This is a genomic window from Ruegeria sp. AF1 (assembly GCF_056542125.1).
In genome coordinates this window covers 36,487-56,256 of sequence record NZ_JBQFZG010000008.1, presented here as the reverse complement: position 1 = coordinate 56,256, position 19,770 = coordinate 36,487, and the positions used below count along the sequence as shown (strand labels likewise).

Genomic DNA, 19,770 nt, shown 5'->3' with positions numbered 1-19,770 from the left:
GCCCATCGCAGTTCGCACGAGGGTCTTGACAAGACTAACCGAGTCGATGTGTAGTTTTCAATATATAAAACATAGTTTCATTATTTGGAACTTTTGTGGAAACAACAGGGAGGAAACCATGTATTCCACTTTCAAGCGCACAACCGCTGCGCTGGCACTTGGCGTTGCTATGGCGGCACCGGTGGCTGCTGACCTAACTGGAGAGCTTCGGATATTCCTGGACACGTCAAACCCGGCCCCGCGCGCAACGATGGAAGCGATGATCGAGCGGTTTGCAGCGCAGCACCCCGGCCTAGAGATCGAAACCACGGTTATCGACCGCGAAGCGTATAAGACCCAGATCCGCAACTTTCTGACGGCTGACACACCTGACGTGGCCACTTGGTACGCCGCCAACCGTATGAAACCATATGTCGAGGCCGGTCTGTTCGAAGACGTCTCGGATCTTTGGGCGGAACCTGAAATTGCTGAAAACCTGGCATCAACCAAAGGCGCGATGACCATCGATGGCAAACAATGGGGCGTCCCCTACACTTACTACCAGTGGGGCGTTTACTATCGTAAAGATATCTTTGACGAATTGGGCCTCAGCGAACCGACTACCTGGGAAGAAGAGCTGGCAAATTGCCAGAAGATCGTCGATTCAGGCCGTGCTTGCTATACCATCGGGACCAAGTTCCTGTGGACCGCTGGCGGTTGGTTTGACTACCTGAACATGCGCACCAACGGGTTCGACTTCCACAATCAACTGGCCAACGGCGAAATCAGCTGGGAAGATGACCGGGTCAAGCAGACCTTTGCAAACTGGAAGCAGTTGATCGACATGGGGGCTTTCATTGACAACCATCAGACCTATAGCTGGCAGGAGGCTTTGCCGTTCATGGTTAACGGAGAAGCCGCTGCGTATCTGATGGGAAATTTTGCAGTCGCGCCTTTGCGTGAAGCAGGGCTTACCGATGATCAGCTGGATTTCTACCAATTCGTTTCAATCAACCCTGATGTCGAATTGGCTGAAGACGCGCCGACCGATACGTTCCACATCCCGGCGAATGCATCGAACAAAGAAGCCGCACGAGAGTTCCTGCGCTTTGTTGTCTCGTCGGATGAACAGACCGAGATCAACAACGGATCGAACCTCGGTCAGTTGCCGGTGAACGCGCAATCCTCAGTAGACGATGACAAATTCCTGCAGCAGGGCTTTTCGATGCTCTCGACCAACAGCCCCGGCGGAGTGGCTCAGTTCTGGGACCGCGACGCACCGGCTGAAATGGCCAAAGTGTCAATGGAAGGTTTCCAGGAATTCATGGTTAAACCAGACAATGCTGACCGTATTCTGGCCAAGCTGGAACGCGCGCGAGAGCGTATCTACGACAACTAATCAGGCTTGGGCCGGGCTCGAGCCCGGCCTACCTCGCCACAGAATGTAAGGTGGTTTCAACCCGCCTTACCCAAACAAACCCAGGACACCCATGACCACTGCCGCCGACGCCCCTGATCAGGAGAACTGGTTCCACAGAAACCAACAACGCATCGCCCCGTGGCTATTCCTTGCTCCGGGCCTGCTGTTCTTCATGGTCTATGTGATCATTCCGGTCTTCCAGTCCTTCAACCTTTCACTGTACGAGTGGGATGGGTTGGGTGCCGCCGAATATGTCGGCATGCGCAATTATGAAGATTTGTATTGGGAATGGGTTGACCGGGACGCATTCTATATCTCGCTCAAGAACAACCTGATCTGGCTGATCCTGTATCTTCTGGCCATTCCGGCGGGCCTTTTCATTGCTTTGTTTCTGAACCAGACGGTCTGGGGTATCCGCCTTTACAAATCGCTGTTTTTCTTTCCATTTGTCATCTCTCAGGTTGTTGTTGGCCTTGTATTCACGTGGTTTTATGACCCGACATTTGGTCTTCTGAATGAGTTTCTCGGCTTTTTCGGAATGGGTCCATTGAACGTGCTGGGCGACGAGCGTTTGGTCACCTACGGCATCATCGTCGCAGGCCTTTGGCCACAAACCGCCTATTGCATGATCCTCTACCTCACCGGTCTGAATGCCGTCGACCCCGAACAGATCGAAGCCGGACGCCTGGACGGTGCCAAAGGCTTGAGAATGCTGTGGCACATCATTCTGCCACAGTTGCGCCCGGCCACTTTCATTGCATTCGTCGTGACAATCATCGGGGCGCTGCGCAGTTTCGACCTGATTTCGATCATGACACAGGGCGGGCCATTCGGATCTTCCCGAGTGCTGGCCTATTACATGTTCGAGGTCGCACTATCTGAGTACGGTTTCCGCATGGGGTATGGCGCGGCTATCGCTGTGGTGCTGTTCCTGATCATGCTCGGCTTCATCGCCTATTTCCTCTGGTCGATGTATCGCGAAGAACGGGGGCACTGAGATGTTTCCCAAACCCATCGAAAAACAATCTCGCGCCGCGCAGATCACCTATCAGGCGATGCTGCCACTTGCCTTGTTGCTGTGGCTGGGCCCCCTACTCGCGGTGGCTCTGTTTTCGGTCAAACCAGCGGCGGATTTCACCAACGCCAACTATTGGGGCCTGCCATCCAGTTTCGAGGGCGCGGTCAACTACGGGCTGGTATTCTTCAACTCTGACATGCCGCGATACTTGCTGAACTCTTTCATGATCACCATTCCTACGGTGATCGGTGCCGTTGCCCTCAGTTCCATGACCGGCTTTGCTTTGGGCATCTACAAATTCAAATCGAACCTGTGGATCTTCTTCATGTTCGTTGCCGGCAACTTCGTGCCATTCCAGATCCTGATGGTGCCTGTGCGCGACCTGACACTTGATATGGGCCTCTACAACACAAAAACCGGCCTCGTCTTGTTCCACATCGCCTTCCAGACCGGCTTTTGCACATTGTTCATGCGCAACTTTATCCGGGCCCTGCCCTTTGAATTAATCGAGGCCGCGCGGGTCGAGGGTATCAGCGAATGGCGCATCTTCTGGTATGTGGTCTTGCCGTTGATGAAACCCGCAATTGCCGCACTCAGCGTGCTGATCTTCACTTTCATCTGGAACGACTATTTCTGGGCGGTCGTCCTGACTCAGGGCGCGGAAAGCCAGCCTGTCACAGCAGGCATAACCAGTTTCAACGCCCAGTTCCGCGCCGCCTACCAACTGATGAGCGCGGGCTCGATCGTAGCAGCGCTGCCGCCGGTTGCCATGTTCTTCCTGATGCAAAAGCACTTTATCGCGGGCCTGACCCTCGGAGCTGTAAAATGACAAAGATAACTTTCATCGGAGCAGGTTCGACAATTTTCATGAAGAACATTGTGGGGGATGCTCTGCTGACCCCCGCTTTGGCGGACAGTCACTTTGCGCTGATGGATATCGACCCCGTACGCCTGACAGAAAGCGAAGCTGTAGCCCGCGCCATGATCCGTTCGGTCCGGTCAAACGCGACAATATCCACACATACAGACCGACGCGCCGCACTCGATGGTGCCGATTTCGTTATTACCGCCTTTCAGATTGGCGGGTACCAGCCCTGTACCGTCACAGATTTTGAAATCCCCAAGCAATACGGGCTGCGCCAGACCATCGCGGATACGCTGGGCGTCGGCGGCATCATGCGGGGGTTACGCACTGTGCCGGTCTTGTGGGACGTGGCGCATGACATGATGCAGCTATGCCCTGATGCGACATTGCTACAATACGTCAATCCGATGGCCATCAACACCTGGGCACTGGCCGAGAAATATCCATCATTGAAGCAGGTCGGCCTGTGCCACTCGGTTCAGAACACGGTGGCGGAACTGGCACATGATTTGGACCTGTCAAAAGACGACATTCGCTACAAGGTCGCGGGCGTCAATCACGTCGCCTTCTTCCTGCGGCTTGAGCATCAGGGCCATGATCTTTACCCCGCCCTTCGGCAAGGTTATGTCAGCGGCAGAATGCCCAAGGCCCCGCTGCTGATGCCGCGTTGCCCCAACAAGGTGCGCTACGAAGTGATGGACCACCTTGGCTATTTCTGCACCGAAAGTTCTGAGCATTTGGCAGAATACGTGCCATGGTTCATCAAAGACGGGCGGGCGGACCTGATCGAGAAGTTCTCAATCCCACTCGATGAATACCCGACCCGCTGTGTGGAACAGATGAGCAACTGGAAAGAGCAGGCCAAAACCCTGACCGACGGGCGCGACATTGCCGTCACTCGCAGCCATGAGTTTGCGGCAGACATAATGAACGCAATCATCTCTGACACCCCCTACGTGGCATATGGCAATCTGCCAAACACCGGCCAGATACCTCAGCTGCCGATGGGGGCTGCTGTCGAAACACCGTGTCTGGTTGATGCAAATGGCATTCAACCTTCTGTCATCGCAGACATCCCACCGCAGCTGATCGCCCTGATGCGTAGCCAGATCAACGTTCAGGAACTCACAGTCAGGGCATTGGTCGACCAGAACCCCGAGCATATCTTTCATGCAGCCATGATGGACCCGCACACCGCCGCCGAGCTGGACCTGCGCCAAATTCGAAATCTGGTGAACGACCTTCTGTCTGCCCATGCCGACTGGCTGCCAGATTGGTGCCGCCCATCTCGCGCTGCTTGAATTTCACCTTTTTACAAATACTCAAATCCACCCAGACCTAAAAAAGCATCACAGAACAATGTCAAAACGCCGCTCACAGCACTGGTACGGGAAACTCGACAAGGATGGGTTCATCCATCGATCCTGGATGAAAAATCAGGGTTTTCCTGATCACGCCTTCGATGGGCGGCCAATTATCGGAATTTGCAACACGTGGTCGGAGCTAACCCCTTGCAATTCCGGCCTCCGCGATCTGGCCGAAGGGGTAAAGCGCGGTGTGTGGGAGGCCGGGGGCTTTCCCGTCGAATTCCCGGTCATGTCGCTGGGCGAGACCCAGATGAAACCCACAGCCATGCTGTTTCGCAACCTTCTGGCCATGGATGTCGAAGAGTCGATCCGCGCATATGGCATTGACGGTGTGGTTCTGCTGGGCGGGTGCGACAAGACCACGCCGGGCCAACTCATGGGCGCGGCCTCGGTCGACCTGCCGTCGATCGTTGTCAGCTCCGGCCCTATGCTGAATGGAAAATATCGCGGTCAGGATATTGGCTCAGGAACCGATGTGTGGAAGTTCTCCGAGGCCGTGCGTGCCGGAGAGATGACCCTTCAGGATTTTATGAACGCGGAATCCGGGATGTCCCGCAGTGCCGGGGTTTGCATGACCATGGGGACGGCCAGCACCATGGCGTCTCTGGTCGAAGCGATGGGCATGAGCCTGCCCACCAATGCCGCCCTGCCCGCCGTTGACGCCCGCCGCATGGCCCTCGCCCATTTGACAGGCAAGCGGATTGTCGAAATGGTCGACGAAGACCTGAAACCATCCGACATTCTGACCAGAGAAGCCTTCGAGAATGCAATCCTCGCCAATGCGGCCGTTGGGGGATCGACCAATGCCGTTGTTCATCTACTGGCGCTCGCAGGTCGCGTGGGCGTTGACCTGACGCTCAAGGACTTTGAAATCGGATCAGAGATTCCCCTTCTGGTGAACTGCATGCCCTCAGGCAAATACCTGATGGAAGATTTCTGTTACGCGGGCGGTGTGCCGGCTGTGCTGAGCGAACTCAAACCTTTCCTGCGCCCGGCCAGAACGGTTCTGAACAAGGACATCTCGGCCCACTACGAAGGTGCTGAATGTTTCAACCGCGACGTCATTCGCCCTTTCAACGATCCGGTGAAGCCCGCTGCTGGCCTTCGTGTTTTACGCGGCAATCTTGCGCCCAACGGGGCCATCGTCAAACCTTCTGCCGCAACAGATGCCCTTCTTGAAACCGAGGGTGAGGCGTTTGTTTTCGAAAATATCGAAGACCTGAAAGCCAATATCGACCGGGTTGATCTGCCCGTCACATCCAAGAGCATTCTGGTGCTCAAGGGATGTGGACCCAAGGGTTATCCCGGGATGCCCGAGGTGGGAAACATGCCGATTCCGGCGAGATTGGTGAAGGAAGGCGTTCGCGACATGATCCGTATCTCGGATGCCCGCATGTCCGGTACAGCCTATGGCACCGTCATCCTGCATGTCAGCCCCGAGGCACAGGCGGGCGGCACACTGGCGCTGGTGAAAACCGGCGACCGCATCCGCGTCTCGGCCAGCGCTGGAAAGCTTGAGCTGTTGGTGGACGAAAAAGAACTGGACGCGCGCCGAGCCCAATGGAAACCAGATAAGCCACATTATTCCCGCGGGTATGCCAAACTTTATGTCGATCACGTGTTGCAGGCCGATCAGGGGGCCGACCTGGATTTCCTCGTCGGCAAAGACACCCGCCTTGTGACCAGAGAGAGCCACTGATGACCCAACCAGCGACATTTCATGACCTGAACGGGTCATCCGTCTATATTACCGGCGGAGGCTCGGGCGTGGGCGCAGCATTAACGGATGGGTTTTTGGCTCAGGGGGCCAATGTGGCTTTTATCGGCAGATCGGACGCCAGCGGTTTTGTCGAAGAGATGCGCGACAAACACGGCCGCGCACCTCTGTTCATGCAGGGCGATATGACCGACACTCAGCTTCTTCACACGACAATGGCCAAAGCCGCCGAAGCCCACGGCCCCCTAGACGTTTTGGTTAACAACGCGGCCAATGACCAGCGCCATACACTTGAGGAAACCACGACCGAGTTCTGGGACTGGATGATCGACGTAAACCTGAAAGCCTACTATTTCGCCTGTCAGGAAGCGGCCCGGCAAATGAAGGAAGGCGGCGTTATCATTAACTTCAGCTCGATCAGCTACATGATGGGCAATGCAGGCTATCCGATCTATACGACGTCAAATGCGGGCATTACAGGGATGACGCGGTCTTTGGCCCGCGAACTGGGGCCAAAGAACATACGTGTGAATGCGCTGGCTCCCGGTTGGGTTTTGACGCAAAAACAGCTGGATAAGTGGGCCACGCCCGAAGATTTGGCCGCGCATTTGGATCGACAATGCCTGAAAGAACATTTGACGCCCGAAGACATGGTTGCACCGACATTGTTCCTGGCATCCAACGCCAGCCGGGCGATGACCGGTCAGTGTATGGCGGTTGATGGCGGCGTCGTAGTTTCAGGGTGAAGCAATGAATACCGACTGGATCGCCGTTGATTGGGGCACATCTCACCTGCGGGTCTGGGCCATGCAGGGGGCAACGGTGCTGGACTGCGCGCAGTCCGACAAAGGTATGGCACGTATCGGAGCCGACGGGTTCCAGACCGCCCTGTTGGAACTTGTTGAAAACTGGCTGAAGGATGGCCCCATAGATGTGATCGCCTGCGGTATGGTCGGTGCACGCCAAGGCTGGGTCGAAGCACCTTATTCTACCGTTCCGTCGCAACCCTTGCCGCAAGTACCGGTCCGTGTTCCCAGCACAGACTCGCGCATCCGGGCCTTCGTCATACCCGGATTAAAGCAACTGAGCCCACCAGATGTGATGCGGGGCGAAGAAACACAGATCGCAGGGTTTTTGGGTGCTCGCCAGAACTGGGATGGTGTCCTCTGTCTTCCAGGAACCCATACGAAATGGGTTCAGGTCAGCGCAGGTGAAATCGTGAGCTTTCGGACGCTCATGACCGGAGAGCTTTTTGATTTGTTAAGTGCGCAATCTGTTCTGCGGCATTCTATAGGTGAAGGATGGGATGAAGATGCCTTTGCCGAGGCTGTGGCGGATACATTGTCCAAGCCCGAACAATTGGCTGCACGCCTGTTCGGCTTGCGGGCTGCGGACCTGCTGCACAATCAGGACACAGACATCGCGCGCGCGCGGCTGTCGGGACTGCTTATCGGTGCTGAATTGGCCGCCACCCGTCCATATTGGCTGGGTCAACAACTGGCTATCATTGGTGCAGATGCCGTATCGCGGGTCTATGCGGCAGCGCTAAGACAACAGGGCGCTTTCTTTGAGACTGCAAACGCCACCGAAGCAACGCTGGCCGGGCTGGCGCTGGCGCGCAATATGACAAGGCAAATCGCATGAGCCGCCCCATCATCGCCATTCTGCGCGGTCTGCAACCACAGGAAGCCGAGGCCGTTGGCAGAGTTATCATCGATGCAGGGATCGACCGGATCGAAGTTCCACTCAATTCGCCTGACCCGCTCGACAGCATTTCCATTCTGGCCGAAGCTTTCAAAGATCACGCCCTGATAGGCGCTGGTACTGTATTGACGGTTGATCAGGTGGACGCAGTTCGGAATGCCGGCGGCAGGCTGATTGTGTCACCCAACTATGATGCTGACGTGATCAAACGGTCTGTAGCGTTGGGGATGCAAAGCTGGCCGGGCGTTTACACGCCGACCGAAGCCTTTGCCGCTCTCGAAGCCGGGGCCACAGGATTAAAGCTGTTTCCTGGCGTCATGGCAGGCCCTGTTGGGCTCGCAGCACTTCGACCCGTTTTACCCAAGGAAACACGTATCTTCGCTGTCGGTGGTGCCGGGCCTGAAAACTTCGAGCAATGGATCAAAGCCGGTGCGGATGGATTCGGGATTGGATCAGCGCTGTACAAACCCGGCATGGACGCAGTCGAAATCGCAGCACGCGCGAAGCAGATCGTAACAGCCTTTGACAAGGCGGCAAGATGAGCACGATTTTTGACGACCGCCCCTGCGCGTTGGGCGAAGGTCCGCTTTGGCACCCTGCTCGGCAACAGCTATTCTGGTTCGACATTCTCAACAAACGACTGATGACGCGCGAAAGTGAAAATCAGATAAGCTGGGAATTCGATGAACATGTCTCCGCCGCAGGCTGGGTGGATCGCGACACACTGCTTTTGGCTTCGGAAACGGGTCTTTGGCAGTTTGAATTGACGTCCGGGCATCGAGCGCTGGTTACGCCGCTCGAGGCAGACAACCCAATCACCCGCTCGAATGACGGTCGCGCTGATCCTTGGGGTGGTTTCTGGATCGGTACGATGGGCAAACAGGCTGAAGCCGGGGCCGGATCAATCTATCGGTTCTGGAAAGGCACGCTCCGGTGTCTCGTGTCGGATGTGACGATTTCCAATGCAATCTGTTTTGCCCCGGATCGGTCCGTGGCCTATTTCTGTGACACGAAAACGAGGCAGGTCAGGCGCTGGAGCTTGAATGCAGAAAGCGGATGGCCCGAAGGGGAAAGCACGGTATTTCTGGACTTTCGTAAAGAAGGCCTGAACCCGGATGGTGCGGTGGTTGATGCTGACGGGAACATCTGGATCGCGCAATGGGGGATTGGACGTGTTGCGGCCTACACGCCCGAAGGTCATTTCCTGAAGGCCATTTCTTTCGAAGCGTCACATACGTCCTGCCCGGCCTTTGGTGGCGACAGCTTAGGCACGCTGTTCTGCACCTCAGCACGGCAGGGGTTGAGCAACGCAGATTTTGAATCCCAACCCACCAATGGCATGACATTTGCAATGCCAAACGCGGGACGAGGGCAGGCAGAACACAGGATCATTTTATGAAGCCGGAACTTGGTGTGTGTTACTACCCTGAACACTGGCCCGAAGCGACGTGGGCGGAAGACGCCGCGCGCATGGTGGACACCGGCATCTCGTGGGTACGCATTGGAGAGTTCGCGTGGAACCGGCTGGAGCCTTACCCCGGAACCCTGCAATTTGAATGGCTGGATCGCGCGGTTAAAACACTTGGCGAGGCGGGAGTGAAAGTCGTGCTTGGCACACCGACAGCAACGCCACCGCGTTGGATGCTGGACAAACATCCGGACATGCTGGCTGTGGATACGTATGGAAACACGCGCAAATTCGGATCACGGCGGCATTACTGCTTTAGCCACCAGGGCTATGTCGATGAATGTGGCCGCATCGCACGGGTCTTGGGAGAGCGCTATGGTCATAACCCGTATGTGGCGGCTTGGCAGATCGACAATGAGTATGGGTGTCACGACACAACAGTCAGCTACAGCACCCCGGCACTGAATGCATTCAGGCGCTGGCTGGCTGTTCGATACGGCTCAATTGAACAACTGAACAAGGCCTGGGGAAACGTGTTCTGGTCGATGGAGTACCGCAACTTCGATGAGATTGAACTACCCAATCAAACTGTGACCGAGCCAAACCCCGCTCATGTACTGGCATTCCGTCGGTTCAGCTCAGATCAGGTTGTGGCATTCAACAAAGCTCAGGTCGATGTATTGCGAGCTTTGACCGATGCGCCGCTGTTGCATAACTACATGGGTCGTATTCTGGATTTCGACCATTTCGAGGTTGGCGCAGATCTGGATATTGCGACTTGGGACAGTTATCCGATCGGATTTCTATCGGACCGATTGGAAGATGACGAAGCCCACAAGACCGCCTTTCTTCAGCAAGGCGATCCGGACATGCAGGCGTTTCACCATGATCTTTACCGGGCAGTGGGCCGTGGCCGATGGTGGGTGATGGAACAACAACCCGGTCCGGTGAATTGGGCACCCTATAACCCGGCACCCATGCCCGGAATGGTGCGGTTGTGGTCGCTTGAGGCTGTCGCCCACGGTGCTGAGGTTGTGAGCTATTTTCGATGGCGGCAAGCCCCCTTTGCGCAGGAACAGATGCACGCAGGTTTGCTGACACCGGACAATCGCCCCGCCCCTGCATTACACGAGGCCCGTCAGACAGCGGAAGAGCTATCCACATTGGGCGAGGTGCATCAGGTGCAATCCAAGGTTGCGATACTGTTTGATTACCCCTCGGACTGGGCCTGGACATCGCTACCGCAAGGAGCAGGCTTTGACTATTTCCGGTTGGTCTTCTCAGCTTATCGTGCATTGCGCCGCGTGGGGCTGTCGATTGATTTTGTTTCGCCCAATGACCTGTCCACGCACTATGCGCTGATCCTTGCCCCCGGACTGGCAACGATTGACCCGGATTTGGAGCGTAGGTTAGCGGACAACTCGGATCTTGCAATCCTCGGCCCACGCAGCGGCGCAATTACCCGTGATTTCCAGATCGCCGCCGCCGGTCGACCTGGCCTGAAAGGGTTGGACTGCAACGTCGATTTGGTCGAAACACTGCCCCCTGCTGTCAACCGGGCTGTCCGTGGCGGCGGCGCGGCACAGCATTGGATCGATCGCCTTTCAGGATCTGCTGAAGAAATTCTGAGTTTTGAAGATGGAGCGCCTGCGCTAATGGCAAGGGACGGGTTCTGGTATCTTGCCGGCTTCCCAAACGAAGCATTATGGGATCGCGTCATCGGCTTGGCTGCGGAAGAAAGCGGTTTGGGCCTGAAACCGATGCCGCCAGGACTTCGACTGCGTGAGACAGCCGACCACATGTTCCTGATCAACTATAACGCTGAACCGGTGGTCTGGAACGGATCGACCATCGGCGGCTGTGACGTGAAGATCCTGAAGCGCAATCTGCCCGGACAGACTTGAATCCTATCCGGGCAGATGCGTTGGTTGCCGCTTGGCACAGCGATTAGTCGCTTTTTAGGCTGTTGGGGTCAAACACCCCTCCGAAACCGCCGTTGTTGGATGGCTCACCCTCGGTTTGAGAAGCACCTTCGTTGCTTTCATTCTCGCTGCCATCCAGCGAGTTCGGAGCGAAGACATTACCAAAACCGCTGTTATTTGACGGCTTTGGCGCGGTTTGGGCATCACCCTGCCCGGCTTTTTCCGCTTCTTGCTGTTTGCGGCGCTCCTCACGCTGCTGACGCAGTTCCTGAATGCGTTGTTCCGCTTCCAACTGCTTTTGCTCGCGAACGTCGGCAATGCACTGCGCCGGACTGTAGGTCGCCGCTGTGCCTATAACGGTGATCGTTACAACCGCAAATGCGACCAGCAACACGGCGGCCATATTACCGGCAAAGAAACTCGGCAGCTTGATCTTGCCAGCCAGTTCCTCGACCGTTGCGTTTTTACGCGCCGCGGCTACCAGTTCCTGACGTTTCAGCTTGGCTTCGTTCAGCAGAGCGAAGAAAACCGTCAGCGCAACGATGATAAACGCCAGCGCCGAGATCGCGGGCGTGATGCCGTAGCGAACCTTCTGAGCCAGCTCAATCGTCAGCGTCGGGTATTCGCCAAAAGTGAAAGTGGTGGTGTTGTAGTTCTCGAAAGAAGCGAGGAATGCCAAAACCGCCGCCGAGGCAATCGCCGGGCGCATGAACGGCAGCAGGATTTTGCGGAAAGCCTGAGCGTGGCTGGCCCCAAGGTCCAGTGCCGCCTCAGTCAGGGCGACATCATAACGCTGCAACCGCGCCACCAGCACCAGCATACAGTAACTGGCAATAAAGGTGGACTGGCCGATCACTGTCAGGAAGATGCCGTTTGACAGGAAACTGTCGGCCCCCAGCCCCAGCATCCGGTTGATCCGGTCCCAGAAGACCAGCGTCGAGATACCAAGAACCACACCGGGGATCAGGATCGGTGCGATAATGACCGTATAGTAGGTCGCGCGAAGCTTCGGCCAGATCTGGGTCAGCATCAGCGCGCCTGCCAAACCCATCGCCACGGACAGGATGACCGTGCCGATTCCGATGATCAGCGAGTTCTTGATCCCGTTCAGGATACGCTGATCCTGAAACAGCTCGCCAAACCATTGGAATGTCAGACATTCCCATGGGCTCATTCGGGGGAACCCGGACGAGTTGAACGCGGTGACGGACATGATCACCAGCGGGCCCAGCAGATACAGGAAGAAGATCGCCAGATAGACCCAGATGCTTATGCGGAGGAAGGAATTGTTCATTTCCCTATATCCCCCATGTTCACTTTGAACAGGCGCATCATGGCCAGCACGAACAGAATACAAGTGACCAGCAGAACGATTGCGTAGGCGGCGCCCTGTGGCCAGTCGTTGTTGTCATTGAACTGCTGATAGATCAGTTGGGTGAACCACAGACTGGACGGCCCGCCCAGAATTTGCGGCGCAGCCAACGCACCGGCGGACAACATGAAGACCATAGTACAGCCCGAACTGATCCCCGGCTTGGCATAAGGAATGACCACTCGCCAATGTATCCGCCACCAAGGCGCCCCAAGGTCGCGTGCTGCTTCGATCTGGTTTTTGTCCAGACTTTCAATCACGTTATACATCGGGAAAATCATCAGCAGGATATAGGCGTATCCCAGACCCGCATAGAGCGCGATGTCATTGCGAATGAAGTCGAACGGTGTATCCCAGATGCCCAGACCCGTGAACAACGTGTTCAACACACCTGTTTCCCCAAAGATGATGCGCAGCGCAAAGGCGCGCAGGATCTCGTTGATCCAGTAAGGGATGATTAGCATGATCGCGAAGATACGAATATGGCTGCCCTCGGCCTGACCCAGGTAATAGGCAATCGGATAGCAGATGATCAGGTTGAAAACCGTCACAAAAACCGCGGCCACAAGAGTTCGGAAAAACACCCTCAGATCAACAGTGTTGTAGTCCTGACTGCCGCCTTCGGGGCCGTAGACCAGATATTTGTAGTTCTCGAGCGTATATATGTCTTTGGGTCCGCCAATCTCTGGCGGTGGCAGATTCGGACGGAACGAGAAGTCCAACATCGACAGCTGCGGAAGGATGATCAGGCCGATGGTCCAGAACAGAACCAGACCCAGGATCGCCACTCCCATGCCGGTGCCGTTGCGATTGAAGAAGTCTTTCAGAAACTGGGGCATGAGTTAATCCCCTTATTCTGCAGCCAGTTCACCCGCAGGAACGATGACGGCGTTATGCGTCTTGTATTCCAACGTGATGTTCTGTCCGGTGTGGTCCTCGAAGGATTGTCCATGGTTCGGGATCGACACTTTGATCTCTTTTCCACCTTCACCTTCGGTAAAGATGTTGAAGACGTTGCCTTCAAATTCTTCGTGGTTGACCCGCGCGGTAACAAAATGGTCACCCGAAGCCCCCTCGGGCGCAATGGCGAAGGCTTCGGGGCGAATGAACAACATTGCACTATCGCCTTCTTTCATTTTGCCTTGATTGGCGGTCGATATCCGTGCAACCAGATCGCCCGAGCGGTTGGTCGAGATCAGCGCCTCGTTGCCCATGACCTGTTTGATCTTGCCACGGAATACATTGTTTTCGCCGACAAATGAGGCCGCGAAAGCCGTGTTAGGATCATTGTAGATGGTTTTCCCATCGGCAATCTGGTCAATCACACCTGCACGCATGACGGCGATATTATCTGACATGGTCAGCGCCTCGCCCTGGTCATGGGTAATGTAGATAAAAGTAATGCCCACACGCTGTTGTATCTCTCGCAGTTCCGTTCGCATGTGCTGGCGCAGTTTGAGGTCAAGTGCTGACAGAGGCTCATCAAGAAGCAATACATCCGGCTCGGCGCAAAGGGCACGAGCGATGGCCACTCGCTGACGTTGGCCACCAGACAATTCGCTGGGAAGTTTGTCGCCTTGCTCCGGGAGCGCGATCATGTCCAAAAGCTCGTCAGCGCGCTTGCGGCGCTCGGCAGCACTGGCGCCTTTGATTTCCATCGAGAACGTGATGTTTTCCCAAACCTTCATCAAGGGAAACAACGCTAGGTTCTGAAAGATCAGAGCTGTGGGGCGTTTGTTGGGCCCAATCCCGCGCATGTTTTTGCCGCCGATCAGAACATTGCCTTCGCTGGGCTCGAGAAAGCCGGAAACAGCCCTTAAGATCGTTGTTTTGCCGCAACCCGAGGGTCCGAGGAATGAAAAGAAATCTCCCCCGTTAATTGTGACGTTTGCATCGCGCACGGCGACGAAGTCACCGAAACGGATCCACAGGTTTTCCAGATCGACTCCGACCCCTGCACTCATTTTTGGTATCTCCCTGAGGTGTGCACTGTCACCACACCACATAGCTTTCCGTTACGCCGGAGCGGCGCACAGATTGTGGCCCCTCGCAGAACGCGAGGGGCATGGTTTCAGATCGCTTATGCGCTCTTGAACTTGTTGACGAACTCGGTCCGCGTTTCAGCATACCATGGGGCTTCGGCCGGCCACGGATTGAGGTTGGCCAGCGAGTCGCCCGGATAGGCCTCGGCAAAGTTCTTCTTGTAGGTGTCGCCTGAATACTGATCCGCCCCCAGAACAGGAGAGTTGTACCCATGGCTGTCGATGGCAACACCGGCAGGTTTGGCCTGATAGGCGAAGTCGATGAAGGCATAGATCTGGTCGATATTTGCCGCGCCAGACGGAATCGACATTCCGTCAACCCATGCCATCGCCCCTTCGATGGGCGCTTGATAGTGCACTGGTTCACCAGCCGATTTCAGTGCCAGTGGCGGGCCGTCCCAGGTCTGACCGACAACAACACCTTCATTCAGAAGACCGTTCTTCTGTGTATCGGCATCGTTCCAGATCAGCTTGATGCGATTCTTACGTGCAATGCACCAGTCAGTGATCTGACCCCAGACCTTGCGCATGGTTTCTTCGTCACCATAAGCGGCCCAGACCGAACCCGGCTCCATCTCGCCGGAACGCTCCATGTAAAGACCAGCGCCAAGCATCATCGAATGCGCGCGGCCCATGGTTTTGCCTGCGTTTTCTTCCGACCAAACATCGCCATAGGATGGGGCGTCCCCAGCCGGCAGCCACAAGTCGGTGCGGTATGCAATGCCTTCGGTGCCCCAGATATGCGGCAACCAGTGAACCCCGGCGCCGCCAAAGTTCCAAGCATCCGTACCGATTTTGGCCATGGCAGGGTTCACCAGGTCGACCGGAACCTTGTTCATGTCAAAGGGCTGCAACAACTCCAGCGGCTCCCACTGCAACGAGCGGTTGTTGGTTGGCGAGACGATGTCAAAGCCCTGACCTTTGGTCGCCTTCATCTTGTTGATGATTTCTTCGTTTGAGCCGATCCCGGTGTAGTTCACCTTGATGCCAGTAAGGGTCTCAAACTCTTCGATAAAGCTGGGCGGCAGATAATCCGACCACATCAGTATGTTGATTTCACCCGACGAAGCCAGTGCGCTCTTGCTGTAAAGAGGCGCGGCAAGTGCTGCGGCACCCGCTCCTTTCAAAACAGTGCGTCTGGAAAGTGATGACTTGGTAACCATAGTGTTCTCCCGTTGTTGGACTCGTTTTTTGTTTTCTATTCATAGGACTTTCTGCGCCCATCCGTCAGTCCAAAAGTGACAGTTTGCGAAAATCTTATGTCCAGTTTCGCGATTTGACACGTCTAAGCTGATTTATGAGGCGCTGCATTCTCCTGCCAAACGGTGATGTCCCTTGGTTTGACCGGATCTGAACCAAGCAGAATTTGACGTGCACGACCAGCAGGCAAAGGCTTTGAAACGTCACTGAAGTTGAACGCGTAGTAGGTCGAGCCGCGTTGGGTTATGCGCATATCGGGGTCGCAAGGCGTTGCATTTATCCCAGCCCAGTTCAGTACCTCCCCGACAATCGCCTGCAAAAGCTCATTTCGCGGAACCATTGCCAGATAGGTCGTGCGGTCAGAACGGATGACCGCCGGACTGGCATCGCAATAAGCGCTCTTGAAGCGGGCTAAAACGCGCTCTTTGGTCTCGACAATTTCACGCCAACCCGTGAATTCAAATTGCTGCCCATCGGGAAGAACCACAGCCTCATGCGCAAGTGAAGGAAGTGATTCGACGCGCGTGACACGGATACCTGTTAACTTTGCCAGTTCGCCTGGAGCCAGATTGGACGGGGTGTTCATCCCGGATGTCTTGCTGCCGGAACGAGCACCTATCAGAATCTTGGCCCCCGAAGCGTCAAGCTTGTCTGCAAGGTCAGCGGTCACGATCATGCTTTGAGGTAATATGATGAGGGCGTAGCCGCTCAGTTCATCTTCAGGGCCAACAAAATCAAGATCGACCCCAAAACCACGAATTGCAGTGTACCACTCGCGAAAAATCTGGGCATTGGGGAAATCGTTGTCATGTGGCAGGATGTCCGCCGCCCAGATAGAGGTATAATCCAGTAGCATTGCAACCCGTGATTTTGCCCGTCTCTCGGGCGGCAAAATGGCGCGATCCTTCACGATCTCAGCCAATTCAACAGCGGCCTGATCCGGGCTGCCATCTGACCGCAAAATCGCAGTATGGTATTGCTCTTGCGCAGATTTTGCCTGTCGCCAGCGAAAAAACATCACGGCTTGCGCGCCATGTGCATAGGCCGCCCAGGTCCAAAGCCGAACCATCCCCTCTGCCGGCGACGGATTCTTGTCAGCCCAATCCACCGGGCCCGGCTGCTGTTCCAGCACCCACATCCGACCGCGCCCCTGACTGCGATACAAATCACAATGAAAGCCCTGATAATCCGGTGCGCCGGTGCGCAGATAGCGGCGCTTTTCCTCATCTGAAAGGGTAGAGCCCAATAAGTTCCCTAGCGGGTAGCTGTCGAACCCGACAATATCCAGATCAGCCGCTACGGCGTGGTGATCGAATTCGAAACTACCTGCCATGAAGTTATGGGTAATATCCCGGCCCGGCGCATATTTGCGCAGAACATCCACCTGCGTTTTGTTGAACAGACGAACTCGATCGGAAGAATAGCGCGCGAATTCCAGAGCATGGGCTGGATTGGGCGTGGCGACCAGCCCGTTGGGCAGTTCGATCTGACCAAACTGAGAGTAGAGCGACCCCCAGAAAACGGTTCCCCACGCGTCATTCAACGCATCGATTGCCCCGTATCGTTCCTCCAACCAGTTCTGAAAACCTGTTCGCGCGGCATCGGAATAGCTGAGAACTGTATCGTGGTCGTTGTACTCATTGTCGATCTGCCACGCTTGGACATACGAATTCTGACCATATCTGCGGGCATATTCAGTTGCGATCCTTTGCGCCTCGGCCAGATAAACCTCACTGGAAAAACAATAATGCCTGCGCGAACCGTACCCTCTGACCCGACCATCCGGCCCAACGGGCAGGATTTCGGGATACTCATCGATCAACCATTTGGGGGGGGCGGCTGTTGGGGTGGACATCATGACCCGCAGACCAGCCTGACCCAGTATCTCGATCACTTCATCCAGCCAGTCCCAGTGGAACTGACCGCGCGCGGGTTCGATCAGACCCCAGGTGAATTCAGCAATCCGCACCCAATCCAACCCCATGTCTGCCATTTGGGCGGCATCGTCTCGCCATTGCGAAGGGTCCCACTGTTCGGGGTAGTAACAAACCCCAAGTTCCAGCGCGCTCATCGTGTGTCCTTTGCTGTGCGTCGTTCGATCCACTTCAGGAAACTGGCACAGCCGAGTGTGAGAACGACATACAGGATTGCCGCCGTATTGAAGGGTGCAAAGGGCAGAAAGCTAGCCGCCTGAAATTCTCGCATCCTCTGGGTCATGTCGCGGACGGACAGGATAGACAGCAATGACGTGTCCTTGATCATCGCGATAAACTCATTGCCAAGCGGTGGAGTGACAATCCGCAGGGCCTGCGGCAGAACGATAAGCCGCGCCGTATGCCAGCGCGACAAACCCAGAGAGCTGCCCGCCTCCAATTGGCCTTTCGGTATCGCCTCGATCCCGGATCGGAAAATTTCGGCCATATAGGCGGAATAACCAACTGAGATCGCGATGATCCCGCGGGTCATATTGGTCATGTCGATACCGCCGCCGGTGGCGTCTTTGACTGCGCCCGCCAGTGGCAGTCCGATATAAAGAATGATCACCAGCATCGGAATGCCGCGTATCGTATCCACGAAAAACTCGGCCCCGACCGCCAGAGGATGCAGCTTATGCTGAGCCCCGCCAATGGTCAGTGTCAGCAACAAAAACCCGAACACGGCAAATGCCAGGGCCGGATTGCGGTATTTGTCGGGTAGAAATCTTGTTTGCCACAGGACCGGATAACCTTGTGTATGGGCATCGGCCGGGACAAAAGCGCCCGAGACACTGTCGACCGTTTCGATCTGTTCAAGCGCGGCAGTGGCATCGGTTGCGCTGCGGATGCGATATTGCTGACCGTCGGCCCCTTCGAACTCACCAAACCGGATAACGTCAGCCTGCGCCTGCGGCGTGCCGCGCACAACCGCGATACGCCCTTCGGTGCTGCCCACCAGAACAAAGCTGACCTGCGGCTGCATGAAGAAAAAGGCTGAGGCTGCAAGCAATGCCAAACTGATCGAACCATAGACGACCGTCGTACGCGCCTTTGGTTTAAACGATTGCAACCCGACCCAGACCAAACCAAGAATGGCCGCGAAGATATAGGCAAATATGGCCGCGCGGAATGTAATGGCCACCCCGGTCGCGAACTGCCAATGAGCCATGAACATGAGATAAAACAGAACCGCGCCTGTGAGACACTCCAAACCCAACAAGACGCGCCCGCGCCAGGGCGGCTGCAAACGTGCCGAAATTAGGCATAGTGCGACGACAGCCGCGTAAACCGCCAGGAAAACTTGTAATCCCGTCTGAACCTTGGCGATCACGCCCGGAAACAGTACCCAGGTCTGACTGGATCGATCGATAAGGGGTGATGTGTTTTCGCTGAGCGCATGGAAGAAGACCGACTCGGCAAATGGCATCAGAAGCAGCGGAGAAACAAAGCTGATGACCAAAAGCGCCGCAGAAGCTGGGAACGCGGCAAGCGCGCAGAATCGCAACCAGCCGGGGGAGTTTTGTGAAAACCGCACGTAGCGTGCGCAAAGATATCCAAGGATCGCAACGGTCGCAATCAGCAGAAATCCAACAAAGATGGGCCCCGCGTCGGTGCCGATCCCCAGAATTGCGACCAGAGACCGCAAGTATTTTGAGGATGTGGCGAACAGGTAGATAATAAAGGGCGCTGCTGCGAGCAACACCAGGTTACTCGGGCGGATCGTGCTGAGGCGCAACATGGAACTTCTCCGCTAAGACAAGGCCCGGCAGCGCTGGCCGCC

General features: G+C 55.9%; 16 protein-coding genes. 10 read left to right on the top strand and 6 right to left on the bottom strand.

The window, feature by feature from the left end:
- The first annotated feature begins 118 nt into the window (after positions 1 to 118).
- The 10 genes from ACR0BK_RS12625 to ACR0BK_RS12580 all read left to right on the top strand — a co-directional run bounded on the left by ACR0BK_RS12625 (position 119) and on the right by ACR0BK_RS12580 (position 11,382).
- Entirely contained in the window at positions 119 to 1,378 is a 1,260-nt protein-coding gene (locus ACR0BK_RS12625) for an ABC transporter substrate-binding protein (protein ID WP_480554892.1), read from the top strand.
- Between the two features lie 91 nt (positions 1,379 to 1,469).
- Positions 1,470 to 2,396, top strand: a complete 927-nt coding sequence (locus ACR0BK_RS12620; RefSeq protein WP_480477110.1) for a carbohydrate ABC transporter permease — start codon at positions 1,470 to 1,472, stop codon at positions 2,394 to 2,396.
- 1 nt (position 2,397) lies between these two features.
- Complete coding sequence (locus tag ACR0BK_RS12615) at positions 2,398 to 3,246, top strand: carbohydrate ABC transporter permease (RefSeq protein WP_480477108.1); 849 nt, start codon at positions 2,398 to 2,400, stop codon at positions 3,244 to 3,246.
- Complete coding sequence (melA, locus tag ACR0BK_RS12610) at positions 3,243 to 4,583, top strand: alpha-galactosidase (RefSeq protein WP_480554891.1); 1,341 nt, start codon at positions 3,243 to 3,245, stop codon at positions 4,581 to 4,583. The genes ACR0BK_RS12615 and melA overlap by 4 nt, the downstream gene beginning before the upstream one ends.
- Before the next feature lie 58 nt (positions 4,584 to 4,641).
- Positions 4,642 to 6,348, top strand: coding sequence for an IlvD/Edd family dehydratase (locus ACR0BK_RS12605; protein ID WP_480519826.1), 1,707 nt, complete (start codon positions 4,642 to 4,644; stop codon positions 6,346 to 6,348).
- Positions 6,348 to 7,112, top strand: a complete 765-nt coding sequence (locus ACR0BK_RS12600) for an SDR family NAD(P)-dependent oxidoreductase (RefSeq protein ID WP_480519824.1) — start codon at positions 6,348 to 6,350, stop codon at positions 7,110 to 7,112. Before ACR0BK_RS12605 ends, ACR0BK_RS12600 begins: the two co-directional genes overlap by 1 nt.
- Positions 7,113 to 7,116: 4 nt before the next feature.
- Positions 7,117 to 8,010 (top strand): 2-dehydro-3-deoxygalactonokinase, encoded by an 894-nt coding sequence (locus ACR0BK_RS12595; RefSeq protein WP_480554889.1) that lies wholly within the window; start codon positions 7,117 to 7,119, stop codon positions 8,008 to 8,010.
- Entirely contained in the window at positions 8,007 to 8,612 is a 606-nt protein-coding gene (locus tag ACR0BK_RS12590; protein WP_480477098.1) for a 2-dehydro-3-deoxy-6-phosphogalactonate aldolase, read from the top strand. Before ACR0BK_RS12595 ends, ACR0BK_RS12590 begins: the two co-directional genes overlap by 4 nt.
- On the top strand, positions 8,609 to 9,469 hold the full coding sequence (locus ACR0BK_RS12585; protein WP_480554887.1) for an SMP-30/gluconolactonase/LRE family protein: 861 nt from the start codon (positions 8,609 to 8,611) through the stop codon (positions 9,467 to 9,469). Before ACR0BK_RS12590 ends, ACR0BK_RS12585 begins: the two co-directional genes overlap by 4 nt.
- Positions 9,466 to 11,382 carry a beta-galactosidase gene (locus ACR0BK_RS12580; RefSeq protein WP_480554885.1) on the top strand — a complete coding sequence of 639 codons (1,917 nt, stop codon included), beginning with the start codon at positions 9,466 to 9,468 and terminating at the stop codon, positions 11,380 to 11,382. The genes ACR0BK_RS12585 and ACR0BK_RS12580 overlap by 4 nt, the downstream gene beginning before the upstream one ends.
- Before the next feature lie 43 nt (positions 11,383 to 11,425).
- Here the strand turns inward: ACR0BK_RS12580 and ACR0BK_RS12575 are convergent, their stop codons facing one another.
- The 6 genes from ACR0BK_RS12575 to ACR0BK_RS12550 all read right to left on the bottom strand — a co-directional run bounded on the left by ACR0BK_RS12575 (position 11,426) and on the right by ACR0BK_RS12550 (position 19,728).
- Positions 11,426 to 12,694: an ABC transporter permease gene (locus ACR0BK_RS12575; RefSeq protein WP_480519814.1), complete on the bottom strand. Its 1,269-nt coding sequence runs from the start codon at positions 12,692 to 12,694 to the stop codon at positions 11,426 to 11,428.
- Positions 12,691 to 13,611 carry an ABC transporter permease gene (locus ACR0BK_RS12570; RefSeq protein ID WP_480554884.1) on the bottom strand — a complete coding sequence of 307 codons (921 nt, stop codon included), beginning with the start codon at positions 13,609 to 13,611 and terminating at the stop codon, positions 12,691 to 12,693. The genes ACR0BK_RS12575 and ACR0BK_RS12570 overlap by 4 nt, the downstream gene beginning before the upstream one ends.
- A gap of 12 nt (positions 13,612 to 13,623) precedes the next feature.
- Positions 13,624 to 14,736, bottom strand: a complete 1,113-nt coding sequence (locus ACR0BK_RS12565; RefSeq protein ID WP_480477087.1) for an ABC transporter ATP-binding protein — start codon at positions 14,734 to 14,736, stop codon at positions 13,624 to 13,626.
- A 116-nt stretch (positions 14,737 to 14,852) separates the two neighbouring features.
- Entirely contained in the window at positions 14,853 to 15,977 is a 1,125-nt protein-coding gene (locus ACR0BK_RS12560; RefSeq protein WP_480477085.1) for an extracellular solute-binding protein, read from the bottom strand.
- Between the two features lie 122 nt (positions 15,978 to 16,099).
- A complete protein-coding gene (locus ACR0BK_RS12555) occupies positions 16,100 to 18,085 on the bottom strand; it encodes a beta-galactosidase (protein ID WP_480477083.1) in 1,986 nt (661 codons plus the stop codon).
- Positions 18,082 to 19,728: an amino acid ABC transporter permease gene (locus ACR0BK_RS12550; RefSeq protein ID WP_480494225.1), complete on the bottom strand. Its 1,647-nt coding sequence runs from the start codon at positions 19,726 to 19,728 to the stop codon at positions 18,082 to 18,084. Before ACR0BK_RS12550 ends, ACR0BK_RS12555 begins: the two co-directional genes overlap by 4 nt.
- Positions 19,729 to 19,770 lie beyond the last annotated feature (42 nt).